Raw genomic sequence first — 19,267 nt, forward strand, 5'->3', positions numbered from 1 at the left:
CCCGCTGTCATGACGGGGCAGCAGGGGCCGGTGTGACAGGCGTGGTCATCTGGGCTGCGCCGATCTTCCGTCGGCGTCCTAATATCCCGTCATCTCAAGATAGCCGATTCCGGCGTGGCTGCCGGAAAAGCGGATCGGGCCTTCCCAGTAGGGGAAGCTGGTCCCCATCCAGCTTCGCGGATTGAGCGGCATGGTTTCGATGGCGAGGCCGCGCGCGGGCAGGGTGATGCGCCATGATGTCGGCAGCTTGCGGTCGCCGATCTCCGTGATCGCGGTTGGCGTGAGGCTGTTGCCGGCGGCCGCGATCTCGGCCGAGCTGCCGTCCGGCGTGATCCAGTTGCCGAACAGGTTTTCGCGGCCGTCCTTCTGGCGCAGCCGGTACAGCATCAGCTTCTCGTCGCCCGGCAGATGCAGCGAGAACCAGTCCCAGCCGGTTTGATCTGCCGCCAATGGCTGGCTGCTCCATTCGCGATCCATCCAGGCCACGCCCGTGACGTCGACCGGCCTATCGTCGATCACGATGCGGCCGGACGCCCGGTAGAACGGCTGGCTGTAATAATAAGAGGCCTGTCCGCGATCCGATTTGCGGCTGTAACCGTGGTCGCCTTGCAGCACCAATGCGCGGTCGGCTTCGAGGTGGAGCGTGGCGCTGAAATCGGCGGCGGAGGCCTTGAGCTCGAGCGGCGCGACGCGCTGCGCGTCGAATCCATCGAGCCCGCGGATCTCCCAGGCGTCGATCCAGGCATGGAACGGCGTGGCTTCGACACCGGCCTGCCCGACGCCGCCGCGCGCGAAGGTCTCGCTGAAGCGATGCGTAGCGGCGCTGGTCACCGCCGCGTGGCCCATCCAGAGCTGTTGGCTGGCCCAGCCCTCGCTGGGACCGCCCGGCTTCATCGCCTGGCGGAACAGCGTCCATTGCGCGCCATAGGCCGCGCCGCTGGCATCCGACAGGTTTGCCGTCACGTACCACCACTCGATCCGGAAGTCCGGATGTGGGCCGTGATCGGCGGGGAAGGCGAACGGCTTGCCCGGCGTGACGGCGGCAAAACCTTCGGCATTCTCGCCGAGCCCGGCAAAGCCCTGGGCAAGGCTCTTGCCGCCAAGCGCCAGCGCCAACGCACCGCCGGCAAACGCGCGACGCGTGATCGTGCCGCTAGCGCTCATTGACGAAGATCCTGATCAGGCTGGCCGGCTGCATGCGGGCCAGCCTGGCGACCGGGAGCGCGGCGGCACAGAGCGCGGCGGCCATCGCCACCGCGAGCAGCTCGATCAGTTGCAGCGGGAACACGTGGAACGGCAGCCGCCAGCCGAACGCTTTCACATTGACGATCGCAAGCAGGCACCACGCCACCAGCAGGCCGAGCGGCAGCGCGAACAGCGCGGTGATCAATGCGACGGCCATGGTCTTCAACAGTTCGAGCGCCGCGAGCCGCCGCCGCGTCAGGCCGATTGCCCACAGCGGCGCCAGTTGCGGCAGCCGCGAATTGGCGAGTGTGAGCAGGCTGGTCAAGAGCGCGATGCCGGCGACGCCGAGCGTGAAGGCGTTGAGCGCCGCGGTCACCGAGAAGGTGCGATTGAAGATACGTTTGGACTCCCGCTTCATCGTCGCCTGGTCGGCAACGCTGCGGTCGTCGAGACCGAACTTCTCCTGCAACGCCGTGATCAGCGGCGCGATGCGATCCGGCGCGACGCGGAGCCCGAGCCGGGTCTGCGGCGTCTGCGGGAAGCGGCGCGTCAGCGCGGCGAAGTTGACCGCGATCTGGCCCTTCGGGTTGCCGTAATCGGCATAGATGCCGACGATCTCGAGCGGCCAGTTGCCGCCGGGGGCGGGGACGTCGATGTGATCGCCGAGGCCGAGCTTCATCCGTCGCGCCAATTGCTCGCTGACCAGACAAGTATCGCCGGGGCGCAGCCTGACCCAGGCATTGGCGGTGCTCTCCAGCAGCGGCCAGTTGTCGCGATAGGTCGAGTGGTCGGGCAGGCCGAGCACCTCGATCGGCGCGCCGCCGAATTGCGTGTCGGCGCGGCCGCCGGGCAGGATCGCCTCGATCTCCGGCCGGTCGCGCAGCCAGGCCTTGATCTCCTTGGCCTGGGTATCGCTGGCGGCGCTGATATAGACGTCGGCGGCGAGGCGGCCGTCGAGCCAGACCAGGAAGGTGCGGCTGAAGCTGTCCACCATGGTGCCGACGCCGACATTGACCGCGAGCGCGAGCAGTAAGGCCATCAGCGCCAGCGACAATCCCGATAGCTGCTGGCGGCTGTCGGCCCAGAACCAGATGCCGACCGGTGCCCGCGCGCTGCGCTGCCCGATCGCGAGCGCGATTTGCAGTACCATCGGCAGGATCAATGCCGCGCCGAGCATCAGCGCAGCGAGCACGGCAAAGCCCGCGATCAGGGAATCGCCGAATCGAATGAGCGCGGCGGCAACCGCGAACACCGCAACTGCCGCTGCGCTCTGGAACATCAGCCAGCGCCGCTGCGCCTGCTGCCAGGCCTGCGGCTGCGCGGTCGCCAGCACCGGCATCCGGACTGCCTTGATCAGACTCGCGGCCACGGCGGCCAGCGCGCCCAGGATGCTGATGGCGACGCCGGCGAGCCACCACACCGGCTTGAGCGAAAGCTGTCCCGGAATCTGCGCGCCATAGAGCCCGCGCAGCGACGCCGCGACGTCCGGCAGCAACGACGCCGCGATGAAGTAGCCGCAGACCAGGCCGATCAGGCCGGCGACCAGCGCCAGCGATAGCAGTTCGATCACCAGCACGGTGTTGAGCATCCGGGCCGAGACGCCGCAGGCGCGCAACGTCCGCAGCATCGGCAGCCGCTGCTCGAAGGCAAGCCCGATCGCCGAATTGACGATGAACAGGCCGACGAAGAACGACAGCAGGCCGAACGCGGTGAGGTTGAGATGGAAGCTGTCGGTCAGCCGTTCGAGGTCGCTCTCGGCACTCGGCTCGACGAGGCGGAGCTTTTCGCCTGCCACGCTTTGCAGCGTGGCGTGCGGCGCCATGGATTTGCCTTTGGACTTGCCGACGAGCAGACGGGACACCTGGCCGGGCAGCTTCAGGATATCCTGCGCGATGCCGATATCGACCACCAGCGCGCCAGGCGCGAGCTCGGCCTGGACGCGCAGCGGCGGCAGGGTGACGCCGCTGGCTTGCGGCCGCTCGCCCTCCTTGAGGCCGAGATCGCGCAGCGTCTCCGGTGCCACCAGCGTTTCGCCGGGCGGCGTGACGAAGGCTTGCAGGCTGCCGCGGCTGACCGCCGGCGCGGTGCCGACCTCGGAGGGCAATGTCACCGGCTCGACGCCGAGCAGGCGGAAGCTGCGGCCGTCGATCTGGACCCGGCCCTCCAGCATCGGCGACACCGGCCAGCCCGCGCGACGCAGGTCGACGAACAGTCGTTGCGGGAAGGTCGCGCTGTCGCGGCCCACCAGCATGGCGGTGCGCGAGCCGCCGAAGGTCGCGGCGGCGCGGTCATAGGCGATGCGGGCTTGCTGGTTCAGCGCCTGCACGCCGCTCCACAGCGCGGTTGCCGAGATCAGCCCGATCAGCAGCGTCGCAAGCTGCATCGGATGCCGTCGCCAGTGGCTGAGCAGCACGGCGAGGATCCAGATTGCACGCCTCATGCCAGTCGTCCCGCATGCAGCGTGACCTGGCGGTCGAGCGTCGCGGCGAGCCGCGCGCTGTGGGTGACCATCAGGAAGCCGCAGCCGGTGCGAACGACCAGATCGCGCGCCAGATGCAGCACCTCGTCGGCGGTGTCCTCGTCGAGATTGCCGGTCGGCTCATCGGCGAGCAGCAACAGCGGCTTCGGCGCCAGCGCGCGGCCGATCGCGACGCGCTGCTGCTGGCCGCCGGACAATTGCTCCGGATAGCGCCTGAGCAGGTTCTTCAGGCCGAGACGCTCGACCAGCTCGTCATGCCAGGCCGCATCGTGCCGGCCGGCGATGCGCGACTGGAACACGAGATTGTCTGATACCGTCAGGCTCGGGATCAGGTTGAATTGCTGGAACACGAGGCCGAGCCGGTCGCGGCGCAGCTCGGCGCGGCCGGCATCGTTGAGCCCGGAGACAACGATATCCGCGAGCTTGATTTCGCCGCCATCGGCGGCATCGAGCCCCGCGATCAGATGCAGCAGCGTGCTCTTGCCGCTGCCGGACTCGCCCGATAGCGCGACGCTCTCCCCGGTCGTCACGGTGAGGTCGACGCCGCGTAGCACGGCGACGTCTTCGCCGGCGGAGCGGTAACTCTTGGTCAGGCCGGTGACGCGAAGCAGCGTGGCGGTCTGGTCAGGCGAAGCGATGGCGGGGCCTCATTGCGGCTTCTGGTATTTCAGGACGAACTCGTCGATCGGCACCGGTGCCTTGAAGACGGGAATGTCCTTCGGGTCCTCCGCATGATGCAGGAAATCGCCCTCGGCGACCAGCTTGAAACCGGCGGCCTCGATCTCCTGCTTCAGTGTGCTCTCCTCGATCCGGTGCAACGTCTTGGCGACGCTGGTGCCGTCGCCCGGCTTGGCCGAATGGTCCGCGATGATGAGGTAGCCGCCCGGCTTGAGCGCGGCGAACATCTTCTTGTTCATCGCGGCGCGATCGACCGGCAGGTAGGTGATGTCGTGATAGAAAAAGAAGAAGGTGATCATGTCGAGGTTCTTGAGATCGGGCGGGATCGGATCGTCATAGTCCCGCACCACATGCACCACGTTCTTCATCGCCGGCGACTTCGCGCGGGTGTCGAACCTGTCCTTGACGAAGCGCTCGAGCACGGCGGCCGAATCCTGCGCATAGACCTTGCCTGACGGGGCAACCGTGCGCGCCAGCAATTCGGTGCTGTAGCCGGCGCTCGCCGCCATGTCGAGGATCGTCATGCCCGGCTTGACGCCGGCAAAGGCCAGCATCCTGGCCGGCTGGCGGCGCTGGTCGACCTGGCGATCGGCATCGCTGCGATCGGGCGCGGCGACGATCGCCGCATAGTCGGGGCTTGCCGCGTCTTGCGCACGGACGGGCATTGCGAGCAGTGCGGTGGACACGAGTGCGGCGCAAGCGGCCGCGCGAAGGATCAATCTGTTCATGAAATAACCCCGGCTTTTCGTTGCGCCCGAACATAGCAGCCGAGGCATGACAGATCACCGCCTCACGGCCGCGACGACGCGATCGTGATCGAAGGCGCCGCGAGGTCATCGTGGCGTGGCGGCCACAGGCCCCGAGCAAATGCGGTGTTGCGTTGCGCAGCGAGGCGTGGCTAGCATCTCTGACGGGGCCGAATTTACGAAGCCAAGATACGAAGCCAAGAAACGAAACGACGGGGAGCCAGACATGACCACGCAACCGACGCCCAGGGGCACGCCAAAGGGGACGCCCAAAGGCGCTTGGCAGATCACCTTCCTGCTGTTCCTGTTCATGGTGGTGAACTTTGCCGACAAGATCGTGGTCGGGCTCGCCGGCGTGCCGATCCGGAAGGAATTGGGCCTGACGCCGGAGCAGTTCGGCGATCTCGGCGCAGCCTTCTTCCTGCTGTTCTCGATCTCGGCGATCGTGGTCGGCTTCATCGTCAACCGTGTCGCGACCCGCTGGGTGCTCTTGGTCCTCGCGGTGGTCTGGTCGCTGGCGCAATTTCCGATGGTGGGCGACGTCAGCTTCGCGATGCTGGTGATCTGCCGCATCATCCTCGGCGCCGGCGAGGGGCCGGCATTCTCGGTCGCCGCGCACGCGATCTACAAATGGTTTCCGGACGAGAAGCGCACGTTGCCGACCGCGATCCTGTCGCAGGGTTCGGCGTTCGGCGTGATCCTCGCGGTGCCGGCGCTGAACTGGATCATCGTCAATCACAGCTGGCATCACGCCTTCGGCGCGCTTGGGATCGTCGGCCTGCTCTGGGCGGTCGCCTGGTTCGCGCTCGGCAAGGAAGGCCCGCTGGAATCGAGCAGCACGATCGTCGCCAACGAGCAGCGGATTCCCTACTGGAAGCTCTTGACCTCGCGCACCTTCGTCGGTTGCGTGATCGCGACCTTCGGTGCCTATTGGGCGTTGTCGCTCGGGCTGACCTGGTTCACCTCGTTCATCATCGAGGGGCTGGGCTTCTCGCAGCAGCAGGCCGGCTTCGTCTCGATCCTGCCCTGGATCTTCGGCGCGACCATCGTGATCCTGACTGGCTGGATTTCGCAGTTGATGCTGGCGCGCGGCTTCACCACCCGTGGCGCGCGCGGCGTGCTCGGCTCGGTGCCGCTGATCATCGGCGGCTGCATTCTCGCGATGCTGCCCTATGCGCCGCCCGGCGGCCTGATGATCGCACTGCTGGTGATCGGCTCCGGCCTGTGCGGCTCGATCTACGTGGTCTGCCCGCCCATGCTCGGCGAGTTCACCCCGGTGTCGCAGCGCGGCGCGATCATCGCGATCTACGGCGCGCTCTACACTGTCTCGGGCTTCCTGGCGCCGATGGTGATGGGCAGCGTGATCCAGCATGCGGCGACCCCGATGGCCGGCTACATGACGGGCTTCACCATCAACGCCGCGATCATGGCCGGTTCCGGCCTGCTCGGGTTGCTGCTGCTGTGGCCGAACACCGAGCGCGCACGACTGATCGGCGAGCCTGCCGCGCAGCCGAAGTTCGCCTGACGCGATGGCGCGCTATCGGCTCCATTGCATCGGCGCCTCGGGCAACTCCTACAAGTTGGCCCTCTACATGAACTGTGCCGGCCTCGACTGGGAGCCGGTCGGGGTCGACTTCGCCGGCGGCCAGATGCGGGACGCCGGCTGGCGCGCCAGCACCAATGCGATGGGCGAGGTGCCGGTGCTCGAGGTCGACGGCCAACTCATGTCGCAGTCGGGTGCGATCCTGGTCTGGCTCGCGGAAACCACCGGCAAGTTCGCGCCCGCCGATGACCAGCGCTTCGAGGCGTTGCGCTGGATCATGTTCGACAATCACAAATTCACCAACAACCATGCGATGCACCGCTTCCAGCGGTCGTTCATGCCGGAGCCGGTGCATCCGGCGATTCTCGCGTTCCTGCGGGCGCGCTCGGAGTCGAGCTTCGCGATTGTCGACAAGCATCTCGCCGATCGCGCCTTCATGCTCGGCGACCAGCCGACCATCGTGGATTTCTCCCTCGCGGGATACGTCTATTATCCCAAGGAGGAGACCGGCTTCGACATCGCGACGGAATTTCCGGCGCTCGATGCCTGGCGCAAGCGCCTCGCGGCGCTGCCGGGCTGGAAGCCGCCGTATGAATTGATGCCGGTGGGATCGGACCTGCGGACCGCGATGCGGCGGCCGGTCTAGCACGGCTTTTGCTCTCATCCAGGTTGCGGCGGCTCCTTCACCCTCCCCCTCCAGGGCAGGGCTGTCGCATATGACATCTAAGGGGGCTCTGGAACTGACGTTTCCACATCGTCATGCCCGGGCCTGTCCCGGGCATCCACGTCTTGTTTTCTTGTGAATGAAGACGTGGATGGCCGGGACAAGCCCGGCCATGACGGCGTTCACATGGGCTGCTCACACCATATGCGATAACCCTGCCCTCCAGGGGAGGGTGCGCCGTTGTGCTGGTCTCAGTTCAATCCCTGCGCACCGCGGACCAGCCGGCCCGGCCGTGCGCCGGTGGCCTTGCCCTCGCGCTGGGTGACGATGCCGGAGACGATGGTGGCGTCGTAGCCGTCGACCTGTTGCAGGAGACGGCGGCCGCCGACCGGCAGGTCGTAATGCACCTTCGGAGGATGCAGGTGCAGCCGGCCGTAGTCGATCACGTTGACGTCGGCCTTGAAGCCCGGCGCGATCACGCCGCGATCATGCAGCCCGACCGACAGCGCGGTCTTGCGCGATTGCGCAGCGACCACGAACGGGATCGAGAGCTTGTCGCCGCGGCTGCGATCGCGGGTCCAGTGCGTCAAGAGATAGGTCGGGAAGCTGGCGTCGCAGATGATGCCGCAATGCGCGCCACCGTCAGACAGGCCGGGCACCGCGCTCGGCTCGCGCAGCATCTCGTGCACGGCATCGAGATTGCCGTCGGCGTAATTCAGGAACGGCACGTAGAGCATGCCGCGGCCTTCATCGGTCAGCATCGCGTCATAGGCGAGTTCTTCCGGCTGCCGGCCCTGGCGGCGCGCCTGCGGACCGAGCGCGTTCTCGGGCGGCTGTTCATAGTCCGGCGGATTGCCGAGCAGGTACATCTTATCGTAGTTCGGCCGGAAGAACAGCGGATCGTCGGTCGCGGTTGCGCTCTCGCTCAGGATCGCGGCGCGCACCTCGGGCCGGCGCAGATGCTTGAGCCGCTCGGCCAGCGGCAGCCTGGCGATCTCGCGATAGCTCGGATGGGTCTGGAACGGGTTGCGCGACAATTCCAGCCCGAGCAGCAGCCCGACCGGCCGCGCCGCGATCTGGGTCGTGATCGACAGGCCGCGCGCCGCGGCCTCATTGATGGTGTCCATGGTCTGCCGCCAGCGCCGCGGCGCCTTGTCGGCCTGCGCGACGGAGAACGAGATCGGGCATTTGGTGGTCTCGGCGACCCGCAGCATCATCGGCAGGTCTTCGTGCACGGTGCTCTGGTCGAGCACGAATTGCAGCACGCTGCGGCCGACGCCGTGCATCGCGCCGGCGATCGCGGTCAGTTCATCCTCGCCCGCTTTCAGCGTCGGGGTGTAGTCGCCGGTCGAGGTGCGGTGATTGAGCGTGCGCGAGGTCGAGAATCCCAGCGCGCCCGAGCGCACCGCGTCGCCGGCGAGTGCCGCCATCTGTTTGTTGTCCTCGGGCGTTGCCGGATCGCGGCGCGCGCCGCGCTCGCCCATCACATAGACCCGCAGCGCGGCGTGCGGCAGTTGCGCGCCGATATCCATGTCGAAGCTGCGCTTCGACAGCCACTCCATGTAGTCGGGAAAGCTCTCCCACGCCCAGGGAATGCCGGCCGAGAGCACCGGCTCCGGAATGTCCTCGACGCCCTCCATCAGCTGGATCAGCCTGCCATGATCGCTCGGCCGGCACGGCGCGAAGCCGACGCCGCAATTGCCCATGATCGCCGTCGTGACGCCGTTCTGCGACGACGGCGTGATATCCTGGCTCCAGGTCACCTGGCCGTCGTAATGGGTGTGGACGTCGACGAAGCCGGGCGCGACCAGTTTGCCGCGCGCGTCGATCTCTTCCTTGCCCTTGGCTGCGACCTTGCCGACTTCGGTGATCTTGCCGCCGGTGATTGCGACATCGGCTTCATAGAGATCGCCACCCTTGCCATCTGCAATATTGCCGCCGCGGATCACGAGGTCTGGGGTCGAGGTCATGGCATTTCATCCCGAGGCTGTTTTTGGTTATGCGGCATCATGGGTGACCCCTTGATGCTGTCAACCAGCGCCGACGAAGCTCTGGGATGCGCTGGCGGCGCTTTGCCGGCGAGAACCAATCGTTGCCACGCGGCGGAAATTTGTTCCGCCAGGTAAGCTTCCGCGGATCTACCTTGCGCCGTAGAACGCCGTCTTCTGGGTCTCCTCGGCCTGCAACCGGGCGCGCACGCGCATCAGATCCTTCCAGCCGATATAGCCGACCAGGCGCTGGTCCTCGCGCGAGATCACCGGCAGATGCGAGACGTTGACCTGCATCAGGCGGTCGGCGAGGCGGTCGAGATATTCATCCGGGTAGGCGACCGTGACCTTGCTGCCGGTCAGCAGTTGGCCGAGCGTCGCGGTGCGATGCTTGCCGGCGCGGCGCCAGCGTAGCACGGAGGGCGGATCGATCACGCCGAGCACGTGATGGTTGGCGTCGACCACCGGGAAGCTCGGATGGCCGGTCTTCGGGTTGGTCAGGAATGCTGCCGCGCCGTGCAGCGTCATGCTGTCGGAGACGCTCTCGACCGCCTTGGTCATGACATCGCGCACGCGGGTCAGTGCAAATGGATCGACCCGGTACTCGCGCACCAGATGATGGCCGCGCCGCGCCACCTTCTCGGTCAGGATCGAGCGTCGCATCAGCAGCACCGTGACGCCGTGCGCGCTACAGCAGGCCGCGATCAGCGGCAGCAGCACATGGGTGTTGCCGGTGAGCTCGACGGCGAAGAAAGTCGCGGTCAGGGGCGAGCGCATCGTGCCGCCCATCGTTGCCGCCATCGCCAGCAGCGCCCAGAAGCCGGGGCTCGCGGCCGGCAGGTAACCGCTCAGCGCGGTGCCCATCGCACCGCCCATGATGAGCAGCGGCGCCAGCACGCCGCCCGACGTGCCGGAGCCGAGCGCGACCGACCAGATAATCGCCTTCACCACGAGCAGCAGCAGCGCGGCCTTCAGCACCACATTGCCTTGCAGCATCGACGCGAGATTGTCGTAGCCGACGCCGAGTGCCTGCGGCTCGATCAAGCCGCCGAGACCGACCACCAGGCCGCCGATCAGCGGCCACCACATCCAGTGGATCGGCAGCTTCAGGAAGATGTCCTCGCAGCCATAGACCAGTTGCGTGAGCACGCCCGACAGCAGCCCGGACAGGATTCCGACCAGCATCCAGGCGGCGAGCTGGAGCAGCGAGATGTCGACGCCGCCCGCGAATGGAAACAGCGGCGCCGGCATGTGCAGGAAGGTGCGTCCGACCGCGGCCACCACGGCGGCGACGGTGACCGGAATGAAGCTGCGCGGCGTCCATTCGAACAGCAGCAGTTCGACCGCAAGCATGACTGCTGCAATCGGCGTTCCGAATACGGTGGTCATGCCGGCGGCGGCGCCCGCCACCAGCAGGGTCTTGCGCTCGTTGTCCGTCACAGGGAGCATCTGCGCGATCAGCGAGCCGATCGCGCCGCCGGTCATGATGATCGGACCCTCGGCGCCGAACGGGCCGCCGGTGCCGATCGAGATCGCCGACGACAAGGGCTTGAGGATCGCCACCTTGGGGTCGAGCCGCGAACGGCCGAGCAGGATGGCCTCGATGGCTTCCGGAATGCCGTGCCCGCGGATCTTCTCGCTGCCGAAGCGCGCCATCAGGCCGATGATCAGCGCGCCGGCGACCGGCACCAGCACGGTCCAGAGACCAAGCGGCGAGTCCTGCAATTTCAGATCGGCGAAGCTGAACCGGCCGAAATAGGCGATGTTGGTGGCGAGCTTGATCAATTGCAGCAACCCCGCGCCGGCCAGCACGCCGGCGACGGAGACAAACACGGCGATCGCGGAGATCATCACGACGCGCGGATCGGTCGTGAAGTCGCTCAGGAGGTGGCTGGCCTTGTCGCCGATTTTGGCGGACGTGCTCGATTTGGTGGAAATGACGCTCATGGCTGGCGTAAGGCTCTGACGAAGTGGATGCGCGCGTAATATCGCATTACGATATAATTTCAAGCGGGAGACCTCGAATGGCAGCGTTGAAAGGCCCTCCGAAATCGCCGAACAAGGCCCGGAAGCGGGTTCCCAGCCAGGCCGATTACGAGGCGCTGTCGCAATTCCGCTATCTGATCCGGTGCTTCATGGAGTTCAGCCAGGAGGCGGCGAAGGCCGAGGGCCTGACGCCGCGGCAGCATCAGGCCTTGCTGGCGATCAGGGGATTTCCCGGCGGCAGGCCGGTCACGATCGGCGATCTGGCCGAGCGGCTGCGGCTTCGCCACCACACCACGGTCGAACTGGTCGACCGGCTGTCGGACGCCGGGCTGGTCGAGCGCGTGCTCGATCCTGCCGACCAGCGGCGGGTGCTGCTGAAACTAACCGGGCGCGCGGCTGGTCATCTCGCCGAATTGTCCGCGGTTCATCTCGACGAGTTGTCGCGGATCGAGCCGCTCTTGAAGCAGGTGCTGTCGCGGCGGTCGGAATGAATGGTTGCGTGCACAAAGCTGCGGCGTTTCTCGCCCTAGGCTAGGTTCCGGGTATCATACAACCATAGCATGTCGAAGCTAGATTTAATGCGCGCTGCGACACAGCGTTATGCCTTGTCATTGTCATGAAACCTTCATAGACCGGGTGGGGACAATATCATTGAATGGACGGCGGCCGGTCGTGACCGATGCGGGCACTGCTATTGCCATCAGGCATGGCGATCAGGCGGAATTCGAACTCAAGCTGCTGGCGCCGCAAGGAAGCCTCGAAAAGCTACGCGAGGCGCCCTGCATCGTGCAGCATGCACGTAACCGCGGCGCATTTCACCGGCTGGAAACCGTCTACTACGACACTCCGGAGCGCCTGCTGTTTCGGCACGGCATGTCGCTACGCGTGCGGCACAGCGGCAAGACCTTCCTCCAGACGCTGAAGCTTCCACCCAATCCCGCGCAGCCGCTGTTGCGGCGCCAATGGGAAATGCCGGTTGCGGGGATCACCCCTGACCTCGCGCTGTTCCCAGCGGACGAGGTCGGTGATCCCGTGGCGACGCTGAGCAATGACGTGCTGGTGCCGGTGTTCGAGACCAAAGTGCGCCGGCACGCGCGGCAGCTCGACCTGCCCGATGCGTCGGTTGAAGTCGCATTCGACGAGGGCACGATCGAGGCCGATGCGCGCCAGGAGGTGCTGTCTGAAATCGAGATCGAACTGAAGAGCGGCAATGCCGGCGTCCTGTTCGACCTCGGCGCGCAATTGCTCGATGCCGCGCCGCTACAGATCGGTACCCGCAGCAAGGCGGAGCGCGGCTATGCGCTGGCGTTCGATGTGGCGCCATCCGCGGTGAAGGCCGAGGCGTCGAGCATCACCGCGGAGCTCGCGGTCGACGACGTCATCGCATTGCTGGTGGGCTCCTGCTGGCATCATCTCCTGAAGAATCACGCGGTGGCCGAGCAGGGATCGGACCCCGAGGGCGTGCACCAGATGCGCGTGGCGTTGCGCCGCCTGCGAACGATCTGCGGACTGTTTCGGCGCGACATTCCATCGCCGGCATTCCGGGCGATCAACGGCGAAGCAAAGTGGTTGATGCGGCAACTCGGCCGCGCCCGGGATTGGGACGTGTTCGCCAAATCGACCATCACCCGCCTGGTCAAGGCGGTTCCGGACATCGACCTCGATGGCTTGCGCCAGGCGGTTCAGCAGCAGAGGCAGTCGAGCTACGGGACCTTGCAGAGCGTGCTCGCCGATCCCCGGTGCAGCCGCTTCCTGCTCTCGCTCGGGCATCTGGTGGAGCGCCGCGGCTGGCGTAACGAGATCGACAGCGAAGCGCTGGCCGTCCTGTCGCAACCGATGCCGGTGCTCGCCGATCAGATTCTGGGTCGGTTGCATCGCAAGACATTGAAGCGCGGCGCGCACTTCCGGCGGCTCGATATCCAGGCGCAGCACACCCTCAGGATCGACCTCAAGAAGCTGCGCTATGCGGCGGAGTTCTTCCTGCCGCTTTATGCGACCTATGCCCCGGCGAAGCGCTATGTGAAGCGGCTCGCCCGGTTGCAGAACAGTCTGGGGCGGGTGTGCGACATCGGCAGCACGCGCGTGCTGCTGCATTCGATCCGGCAGGACGACCAGCCTGCGCTGCATCTCGGCATCGGCGCGATGGCCGGCTGGCTGGCGCGCGATCAGATCGCGGTCGCGAAAGCGCTGCGCAAGAGCTGGCGGCGGTTCAAGGCGACGCCCGCATTCTGGGGCCGCTGAGTTTATCGGCCGCGGGCGGTCCGTGCGGCCGCCCTCACCAGATTACGCCTGGATCGCTGCCGCGGAGGTCTGCGGCTTGCGCTCGGTGACCAGCGCCAGCAGCACCGTCAGCACCATGAAGACCACCGAGGCGCCGAACACCCAATGCGGCATGTGCTGGTCCATGATCCAGCCGAACAGCAGCGGGCTTGCGATGCCGCCGAAGTTGAAGCCGGTCGAGACGATGCCGAAGGCGCGGCCGGCGGCTCCGGGAGGTGCTGCGTTGCGCACCATCATGTCGCGGGACGGCGCGATCACGCCGCCGAGGAATCCGGCGAGCCCCATCGCGAGCGTGAGCGCCACCGGCGGCAGGTTCATCAGCGCGATCAGCAGCACCAGCACGGCATTGACCGCGAAGCAGGCCGCGGCGACCTGGCTGTGACGATGGGTCCAGTCGGCGAGATAGCCGCCGGCGAGCACGCCTGCGGCGCTGGAGCCGAGGAATGCGGTCAGGGCGATATTCGCGGTTGAGAACGACGCGCCGTAGCCGCCCATCAGCGCGACCACGCCGAAATTGTTGATGCCCGAGGTCGACAGGCTGAGCAGCGTGAAGAAGGCCGTCAGCACCATCAGCGCCGGCGTGATCACGCTCGCCTTCTGTGAGCCGTCGTCCTTGGCCTTGTTCTTGTTGGCGCCGGCGTCGGGAATGCTGAGCACGATCAGGAACAGCGCCACCAGCGGGCCGACCGCGCCGGCCACGATCAGCGCGCCGAGGCCGCCGACCGAGGCGACCAGCGCCGCCATGATCGCCGGCGCCACCGCGCCGCCGAGGAAGCCGGCAAAGGTGTGGATCGAGAACGCGCGGCCCATCCGTGCCTCGTCCATATGGTCCGAGAGGATGGCGTAGTCGGCCGGATGATAGACGCTGTTGGCGAGGCCGAGCAGCACGGCGCAGACGATCAGCGAGGTGTAGCTGAGATGCAGGCCGAGCCCGATCAGCGCGCAGCCGCCGACCGTCAGCCCGATCAGCAGGATCTTGCGCGCGCCGATATGGTCGGCGAGGTAGCCGATCGGCGCCTGGGTCAAGCCCGAGACCACCGCGAATACGGTGAGCGCCAGGCCGAGCTCGACATATCCAACACCGAGCTGCTGCTTCAGGAACGGAAACAGCATCGGCAGCACGAAGATATGGAAATGGCTGACCCAATGGGCGACCGAAATCCCGGTCAGCGTGCGCGCCGCACTGTCGGCTTTCGCTTGCTGCGGTGCGGCCAGAATATCGACCATGTCCGTGAAAACCCCAGTTCCGTAAGCGTTTTGCAGCGAAGCGGGCACCGGTTCGCATGCACAAAACGCGTCGAGAAGCCATGCCCGGCAGGGCCGGCAGAAAATAGAGGTTGGCGGCTAATTGTCCATGAACACAGGCGCATGGCTGCCCCGGCACGGCCGTGCCGGATCGACACATGCGGCATTAAATGCAGCGACAAATTGTGGCCGTGCGGGGATGATCGGCCATGGTCGACGCCAGAACGCCACTCCGGGTGCTCGTGTCGGAGGGCTCCAGCACCTCCAGCCGCGAGGCGATCACGATCCTGGGGCTGGCCGGCCATCACGTCGAGATCTGCGATCCGGCGCGCTGGTGCCTGGCGCGCTATTCCCGCTTCGTCCGCAAATATCACCATTGCCCGCCGCTGCGGTCGGATCCGGCCGGCTATCTCGGCTTCGTCGAGCGCCTGCTGGCGGCGCGGCATTTCGATGTGCTGCTGCCGACCCATGAACAGGGCTTCCTGTTCGCCCGCTCCGAGGCCCGGCTGAAGGCGCACACCGGCCTCGCGCTGCCGGATTTCGCGAGCTATCGCGCGGTGCACGGCAAGGCCGGCTTCAGCCGCCTGCTCGACCGGCTCGGCCTGCCGCAGCCGCCGACCCGGATCGTGACCTCGGCCGACGAGCTGCGCGCGGCGATCCGGTTTCCTTCGGTGGTCAAGACCTCGGTCGGCACCGCCAGCCGCGACATCTGGTTCGTTCGCGACGCCGGCGATCTCAATCGCGCGCTCTACGATCTCGAATCGTCAGGCGATTTCGCCGGCGAGGTGCTGGCGCAGGATCTGATCACCGGCACGGTCGAAAAGGCCCAGTCGGTGTTCTGCCGCGGCGCCCTCGTCGGCTTCCACGCCTACCGGCAGGTCGCGGCCGGCGTCGGCGGCGGCGAGGCGATCAAGGAGAGCGTGAGCCGGCCGGCGATCCGGGCCAGCCTCGAGACCATCGGCGCGCATCTTCGCTGGCACGGCGCGCTCTCGGTCGACGTCATCATGCCGCTGGACAGCGCGACGCCGCTGTTGATCGACTGCAATCCGCGGCTGGTCGAGCCCGTCAACGCCTATCGCGCCGGCACCGATCTGGTCGATCTGCTGCTGCGCGTCTCGCTCGGCGAGACCCCGGCGCCGCTGCCCGACAGCCGCGCCGGGGTGCGGACGCATCTGGCGATGCAGGCGCTGTTCGGCAGCGCCTCCCGTGACGGAACGCGGCGTGACCTGATCCGCGAATGCGGCCGCATCGCCGCGGGCAAGGGTCTCTATCGCGGCAGCTCCGAGGAATTGACGCCGGTGCGGCTCGATTGGCCTTCGGCCGTGCCGATGGCGATGACGACGGCGCTGCTGCTGGCATCGCCGCCGATCGCCTCATCGCTGGCGCGCGGCGGCTTCGGCGCGCACCTGCTCGACCGCGCGAGCATCAGGACGATCGAGGGGGAGGATTTTATGCACGATCTCTCGACACGTCGTCCCGGCGAAGGCCGGGACCCATAACCACGAATACAAGTTTGGTGGCACGCTGGGGCGGCACCGTGCCCAATAGCGCACTTCAGGGTAATGGGGCCCGGCTTTCGCCAGGACGACATCGTGGATAGTCCTACAACGGCTCGTCGTCATTGCCGTAGCGATCGAGCTTCGGCGTGGCGATGTCGCCATCCTCGTAGGACTCGTCGTCCGGCGGCGCTGTGGGTGGTGGAGGCTTCTTCGCCTTGTCGTCAGGCTTGGTGCCGCCCTTGTCCTGCTTCCCGGCCTTGGCCATGCGTTTCCCCTACGCGGGTCAAATCAGTCGCCGGAATTCTACCCCAGTTCGTGGGCGCTCGTCATGTGAGGAGACGGCGCGGTGAGGTCACACCCGCGCCGCTCTTTGTCCGGGCATGCCTAGAACGTCGCGCCGGCCTTCACCATGTAGGTGCGGCCGGGCAGCGGATAGGCCGAGAAGCGGCCGGCGGTGAACGAACTCGCGATGGCGTAGTCGTAGTACAGCGCGTTGAACAGGTTGTTGACGCTGAGCGACCAGAAGAAGCGATCGACTTGCCCGCTCAGCTTGATGTCGGCGGTGGCGTTGCCGGGAATCCGGCCCTGGGTGTTGGCCTGGTCGTTGTCCATGACACGCGAGCTCCAGGCCCGCGCCGTGGCGTCGAACACCAGGTAGTTCTGCCAGATATTCCAGGTGATGCCGATATTGCCGGTGTAGCGCGACACCAGCGGCACATCGTTGCCGGCCCACATGCCTTCGCGGAAGACGGCGCGGGTGACCGCCATGCCGCCGCGCAGGGTCACGGTGTCGCTGACCTTGAGCGAGGCGCTGGTCTCGGAACCGTAGCGGCGGGTCGGATCGAGGTTGACGTTGTAGAACAGCACCGGGTTGAAATGGATCTCGTTCTCGAGATCCATCAGATAGACGCTGGTCTGGACCTGGAAGCGATTGGTCTTGACCCGGAAGCCGCCCTCGACGTCCTCCGAGGTCTGGGTCTTGAGCTGGAAGTTCTGCGGGATCGGCGCGAACGTCACCGGATCGAACGACGGGCCGGATGCGACGCGCTCGTCGACATCGGGGGTGCGGAAGGCGCGGGCGGCGCGGCCGAATACCGAGAAGGTGTCGGTGAAGCGATGCTCGACGCCGACATGCAGCGCATATTGCGTCTCGTTGCTGTCGAGCGGAGCCGCCTGCGTATCGAAAGCGAACGGCGCGTTCGGGTCGTAGCGGTCGCGTGCCGAGACGCTGGTGTTCTGAACGCGCGCGCCGTAGGAGACATCGGTGGTCGGCAGCAGTCCCAGCGTATGCTGCCAGTATCCGGCGACGGTCTGCTGCTCGATGTTGTAGATGTGGTAGGGGTCGACGCCCTGGTAGGCGCCGCGCGCCTCGCGGAAGGTCGAGTCGTAATAGTCGATACCGGTCAGGATCGTCGACGGCATTCCGAAGGCCACGTTCTTGATGCTGAGCCGCGGCGTGATCGACCATGTCTGCAACGCCGCATCGTTGTAGGTCGAGGCAAAGCTGATGGTCGGCACGGTGCCGAAGAAGCCGCTCTGGGTGTCACGCTGCCGCCAGCCGCCGTCGACGATGAGGTCGACGCCGTTCATCAACGTCTTGGTGAAGCCGGCGGTGACGCTTGATGTCTGCTGGTTGGCGTAGTCGAACGGCGTGGCGGCGCCGCGGCGATCGGTGAGCAGTTCGTTGACGCCGATCGACGGATCGACCAGCCGTCCGCCGGGGAGACCAAGCTTCTGATCGCTGCCGGTGACGGTCAGGAAGGCAGAGAGGTCCGACGTGTTGTAGTTGACGTTGCCGACCGCGTTGCGCTGGTCGAGCGCATTGTTGGCGCGGTAGCCGTCGGACTTGATGCCGTTGCCATAGAACGAGGTCGACCACGGCCCCGAATTGAGTGCTGCGGAGATCGCAGCCATCCGCGTGTTGAACGAGCCGACGCCGCCCTCGGCTTTGATCGTGGCTGGCGGGCCGCCGGCGCCGGTCTTGGTGATGATGTTGACGCCGCCGCCGACCGCGTTGTCGCCGTAGAGCACGGCGCCGCTATTGCCGCGCGTGATCTCGATCCGCTCGATCGAGTCGAGCGGGATTGTGGTGAGGTCGAAGCCGGCCTTGTCGACGTCATTGAGGCGGCGGCCATTGAGCAGGAACAGGGTGTTGTCGGAGGCGAAGGCGCCGAAGCCGCGCAGGTCGACCGAGGTCTTGGCGCCGTTCGGCCCGCCATAGAGCGTTTGCAGTTGTACGCCCGGCACCTGGGCAAGGATTTCCGGCAGCGACTGCACCGGCGAATGTGCGATGTCGTCGGCCGTGATCACGGTCGAGGACGAGCCGACGATACCGGCGAACTGGCGTCCGCCGCCGTTGCCGCCGGTTCCGGTGGCCGGTGCGGTCCCGGTCGAATTCGATCCGGCACCGCTGCCGGCATTGCTGCTCTGGGAGGTGCCCGGCGCCGGGCGGCGCGGCGCCGGCGCTTCGTCGGCGGCCGGCTTGGCGCGCGTGACGTTCTGGTCGTTCGGTTTGGCGACCTCGATGGCCGGGAGCTGATCGGGAGACGGGACTTGCTGCGCCCGCGCGGCGGAGGCGGCGATTGCAGGGGCGATCATCGTCGACGCGAGCAGAAGCGCGCGGCGGCGCCGATGGGAAGGGAAGCAAAACATAAAGTGCGGCCTCGGAATGACGTCAGTGGCACGTCACCGCGAACCCAGTCTCACCATTGCACTTGCGGCATCCGGTGAAGCTCATGCCTGTACTCCCCGACCGGCATCGTCGCGTGTGACCACGGCTGACGGCAGGTCTCCTGGCTCGCGGGTCGTTACCCTTCGTCGCCTTCCCAGGACCGAGTTTCCCAGTGGCATCTGACGAAGGATTCACCGCATACAGTTGCGGGGGCAGCCGCGGCATTGGGGAGGTTTCCCCGCACCGCATTCCCTTTTCATCTCATTAAAGAACCGTCATGTTCAACTAGCGTTCGGCCGGGCA

14 protein-coding genes and 1 riboswitch are annotated in these 19,267 nt (G+C 66.6%); of the genes, 5 read left to right on the forward strand and 9 right to left on the reverse strand.

The window, feature by feature from the left end; all coding sequences use genetic code 11:
* Positions 1–78: 78 nt before the first annotated feature.
* From CWS35_RS08985 to CWS35_RS09000, 4 genes are read right to left on the reverse strand one after another with little or no spacing between them, the layout of a single operon-like run.
* On the reverse strand, positions 79–1,164 hold the full coding sequence (locus CWS35_RS08985; protein WP_100951679.1) for a lipocalin-like domain-containing protein: 1,086 nt from the start codon (positions 1,162–1,164) through the stop codon (positions 79–81).
* Positions 1,154–3,625, reverse strand: coding sequence for an FtsX-like permease family protein (locus CWS35_RS08990; RefSeq protein WP_100951680.1), 2,472 nt, complete (start codon positions 3,623–3,625; stop codon positions 1,154–1,156). The genes CWS35_RS08985 and CWS35_RS08990 overlap by 11 nt, the downstream gene beginning before the upstream one ends.
* Entirely contained in the window at positions 3,622–4,275 is a 654-nt protein-coding gene (locus CWS35_RS08995) for an ABC transporter ATP-binding protein (RefSeq protein WP_029878742.1), read from the reverse strand. Before CWS35_RS08995 ends, CWS35_RS08990 begins: the two co-directional genes overlap by 4 nt.
* A gap of 36 nt (positions 4,276–4,311) precedes the next feature.
* Positions 4,312–5,070 carry a class I SAM-dependent methyltransferase gene (locus tag CWS35_RS09000; RefSeq protein ID WP_100951681.1) on the reverse strand — a complete coding sequence of 253 codons (759 nt, stop codon included), beginning with the start codon at positions 5,068–5,070 and terminating at the stop codon, positions 4,312–4,314.
* A 244-nt stretch (positions 5,071–5,314) separates the two neighbouring features.
* On the opposite strand from CWS35_RS09000, the gene CWS35_RS09005 reads away from it, so the two are divergent.
* Together CWS35_RS09005 and CWS35_RS09010 are read left to right on the forward strand one after the other, a co-directional pair.
* Entirely contained in the window at positions 5,315–6,613 is a 1,299-nt protein-coding gene (locus tag CWS35_RS09005) for an MFS transporter (RefSeq protein WP_100951682.1), read from the forward strand.
* Between the two features lie 4 nt (positions 6,614–6,617).
* Positions 6,618–7,277, forward strand: a complete 660-nt coding sequence (locus CWS35_RS09010; protein ID WP_100951683.1) for a glutathione S-transferase family protein — start codon at positions 6,618–6,620, stop codon at positions 7,275–7,277.
* A 269-nt stretch (positions 7,278–7,546) separates the two neighbouring features.
* On the opposite strand, the gene CWS35_RS09015 is transcribed toward CWS35_RS09010, so the two are convergent.
* Both CWS35_RS09015 and CWS35_RS09020 read right to left on the reverse strand, forming a co-directional pair.
* Entirely contained in the window at positions 7,547–9,265 is a 1,719-nt protein-coding gene (locus CWS35_RS09015) for an amidohydrolase family protein (protein WP_100951684.1), read from the reverse strand.
* Between the two features lie 168 nt (positions 9,266–9,433).
* Positions 9,434–11,230, reverse strand: coding sequence for a chloride channel protein (locus CWS35_RS09020; RefSeq protein WP_168226288.1), 1,797 nt, complete (start codon positions 11,228–11,230; stop codon positions 9,434–9,436).
* Positions 11,231–11,307: 77 nt separating this feature from the next.
* Between CWS35_RS09020 and CWS35_RS09025 the strand changes: the two genes are divergently transcribed.
* Together CWS35_RS09025 and CWS35_RS09030 are read left to right on the forward strand one after the other, a co-directional pair.
* Positions 11,308–11,760 carry a MarR family winged helix-turn-helix transcriptional regulator gene (locus CWS35_RS09025; RefSeq protein ID WP_100951685.1) on the forward strand — a complete coding sequence of 151 codons (453 nt, stop codon included), beginning with the start codon at positions 11,308–11,310 and terminating at the stop codon, positions 11,758–11,760.
* A gap of 181 nt (positions 11,761–11,941) precedes the next feature.
* Positions 11,942–13,510 carry a CYTH and CHAD domain-containing protein gene (locus CWS35_RS09030; protein ID WP_168226289.1) on the forward strand — a complete coding sequence of 523 codons (1,569 nt, stop codon included), beginning with the start codon at positions 11,942–11,944 and terminating at the stop codon, positions 13,508–13,510.
* Positions 13,511–13,552: 42 nt separating this feature from the next.
* On the opposite strand, the gene CWS35_RS09035 is transcribed toward CWS35_RS09030, so the two are convergent.
* Positions 13,553–14,776, reverse strand: coding sequence for an MFS transporter (locus CWS35_RS09035; protein ID WP_100951687.1), 1,224 nt, complete (start codon positions 14,774–14,776; stop codon positions 13,553–13,555).
* A gap of 227 nt (positions 14,777–15,003) precedes the next feature.
* On the opposite strand from CWS35_RS09035, the gene CWS35_RS09040 reads away from it, so the two are divergent.
* A complete protein-coding gene (locus CWS35_RS09040) occupies positions 15,004–16,293 on the forward strand; it encodes a hypothetical protein (protein ID WP_100951688.1) in 1,290 nt (429 codons plus the stop codon).
* A gap of 103 nt (positions 16,294–16,396) precedes the next feature.
* On the opposite strand, the gene CWS35_RS39460 is transcribed toward CWS35_RS09040, so the two are convergent.
* Together CWS35_RS39460 and CWS35_RS09045 are read right to left on the reverse strand one after the other, a co-directional pair.
* A complete protein-coding gene (locus CWS35_RS39460) occupies positions 16,397–16,558 on the reverse strand; it encodes a hypothetical protein (RefSeq protein ID WP_168226290.1) in 162 nt (53 codons plus the stop codon).
* A 119-nt stretch (positions 16,559–16,677) separates the two neighbouring features.
* Complete coding sequence (locus CWS35_RS09045; RefSeq protein ID WP_245438921.1) at positions 16,678–18,891, reverse strand: TonB-dependent receptor; 2,214 nt, start codon at positions 18,889–18,891, stop codon at positions 16,678–16,680.
* Between the two features lie 166 nt (positions 18,892–19,057).
* Positions 19,058–19,256, reverse strand: a riboswitch (cobalamin riboswitch).
* Between the last annotated feature and the right edge of the window lie 11 nt (positions 19,257–19,267).

Origin of the sequence: Bradyrhizobium sp. SK17, from assembly GCF_002831585.1 — a bacterium.
Lineage (GTDB): Bacteria > Pseudomonadota > Alphaproteobacteria > Rhizobiales > Xanthobacteraceae > Bradyrhizobium.

Bases quoted from the DNA above. Each gene is read 5' to 3' on its own strand.
- CWS35_RS08985 (WP_100951679.1), bottom strand. From the start codon at position 1,164: ATGAGCGCTAGCGGCACGATCACGCGTCGCGCGTTTGCCGGCGGTGCG.
- CWS35_RS08990 (WP_100951680.1), bottom strand. From the start codon at position 3,625: ATGAGGCGTGCAATCTGGATCCTCGCCGTGCTGCTCAGCCACTGGCGA.
- CWS35_RS09000 (WP_100951681.1), bottom strand. From the start codon at position 5,070: ATGAACAGATTGATCCTTCGCGCGGCCGCTTGCGCCGCACTCGTGTCC.
- CWS35_RS09005 (WP_100951682.1), top strand. From the start codon at position 5,315: ATGACCACGCAACCGACGCCCAGGGGCACGCCAAAGGGGACGCCCAAA.
- CWS35_RS09010 (WP_100951683.1), top strand. From the start codon at position 6,618: ATGGCGCGCTATCGGCTCCATTGCATCGGCGCCTCGGGCAACTCCTAC.
- CWS35_RS09015 (WP_100951684.1), bottom strand. From the start codon at position 9,265: ATGACCTCGACCCCAGACCTCGTGATCCGCGGCGGCAATATTGCAGAT.
- CWS35_RS09020 (WP_168226288.1), bottom strand. From the start codon at position 11,230: ATGAGCGTCATTTCCACCAAATCGAGCACGTCCGCCAAAATCGGCGAC.
- CWS35_RS09025 (WP_100951685.1), top strand. From the start codon at position 11,308: ATGGCAGCGTTGAAAGGCCCTCCGAAATCGCCGAACAAGGCCCGGAAG.
- CWS35_RS09035 (WP_100951687.1), bottom strand. From the start codon at position 14,776: ATGGTCGATATTCTGGCCGCACCGCAGCAAGCGAAAGCCGACAGTGCG.
- CWS35_RS09040 (WP_100951688.1), top strand. From the start codon at position 15,004: ATGGTCGACGCCAGAACGCCACTCCGGGTGCTCGTGTCGGAGGGCTCC.
- CWS35_RS39460 (WP_168226290.1), bottom strand. From the start codon at position 16,558: ATGGCCAAGGCCGGGAAGCAGGACAAGGGCGGCACCAAGCCTGACGAC.
- CWS35_RS09045 (WP_245438921.1), bottom strand. From the start codon at position 18,891: ATGATCGCCCCTGCAATCGCCGCCTCCGCCGCGCGGGCGCAGCAAGTC.